We start from the raw sequence: 1,021 nt of genomic DNA, 5'->3' as shown, positions 1-1,021 counted from the left end.
GTTTCAGTTCCCCTCGTATGCCTCCAAAGCAGCTATGTATTCACTGCATGGTAACTGAGTATTACCTCAGCTGGGTTCCCCCATTCGGACATCCCCGGATCAATGCCTGCTTACGGCTCCCCGAGGCCTTTTCGTTGTTCGCCACGTCCTTCTTCGGCTCCTAGCGCCTAGGCATCCTCCGTGTGCTCTTATTAGCTTAACCAGTTGTTCCGTTGTCTGCCGACGCGCTCCATTGTTTATTTGAATTATGAATTGATCTCCTTGCGGAGAATCCAACTAAACAAAAGTCGCTGCTTTCGTCATACAACTTCACAGTAGCTAAAAGATATGTTAAATCCAAAGGATTTGTAAGCTTTATGCTTGAAGTTGTTTCGCTATCCAGTTTTCAAGGAACAAGTTTTGGTGGAGCCAAGCGGGATCGAACCGCTGACCTCCTGCTTGCAAGGCAGGCGCTCTCCCAGCTGAGCTATGGCCCCTAATTTACCCCCAAAAAGTGACGCTATGCTCTGGAGCCTATACCGAATACTTTTCGGGGACCCCATACAACATATCTTTGGAAGTTACATGGTGGGCCCTAGTGGACTCGAACCACCGACCTCACCCTTATCAGGGGTGCGCTCTAACCAGCTGAGCTAAGGGCCCGTCTTTTCATTAAAAAACCCACCACGGTGGGTTCGCTTGGCAACGTCCTACTCTCCCAAGACCCTGCGGTCTAAGTACCATCGGCGCTGGAGGACTTAACGGTCGTGTTCGGGATGGGTACGCGTGGTTCCCCTCCGCCATCGCCACCAAACGAATGCGAGAGTTGCTTTAGGTCTCACGATGATGTGAGCCTGTATTGCTCTCTCAAAACTGACCAACGAGTGAATGTGTTTTGCAGCTTGCGCTGCTTTGTGTCCGTTACCCTGCTGGTAACATGGACTCCATAGAAAGGAGGTGATCCAGCCGCACCTTCCGATACGGCTACCTTGTTACGACTTCACCCCAATCATCTACCCCACCTTCGGCGGCTGGCCCCCTT

General features: G+C 51.5%; 2 tRNA genes and 3 rRNA genes. All 5 read right to left on the bottom strand.

Going from position 1 to position 1,021, the window contains the following annotated elements:
* Nucleotides 1-202: ribosomal RNA gene (locus EYB31_RS39960) — 23S ribosomal RNA — on the bottom strand; the annotation flags it as partial.
* Between the two features lie 198 nt (nt 203-400).
* Nucleotides 401-476: transfer RNA gene (locus EYB31_RS39955), tRNA-Ala, on the bottom strand.
* An 89-nt stretch (nt 477-565) separates the two neighbouring features.
* Nucleotides 566-642 (bottom strand) — tRNA-Ile (locus EYB31_RS39950).
* Between the two features lie 34 nt (nt 643-676).
* A 5S ribosomal RNA gene (gene rrf / locus EYB31_RS39945) occupies nt 677-793 on the bottom strand.
* 136 nt (nt 794-929) lie between these two features.
* A 16S ribosomal RNA gene (locus tag EYB31_RS39940) occupies nt 930-1,021 on the bottom strand; the annotation flags it as partial.

Origin of the sequence: Paenibacillus thalictri (genome assembly GCF_004307995.1) — a bacterium.
Classification (GTDB): domain Bacteria; phylum Bacillota; class Bacilli; order Paenibacillales; family NBRC-103111; genus Paenibacillus_AF; species Paenibacillus_AF thalictri.
This window is presented reverse-complemented; position numbering and strand designations above follow the sequence as displayed.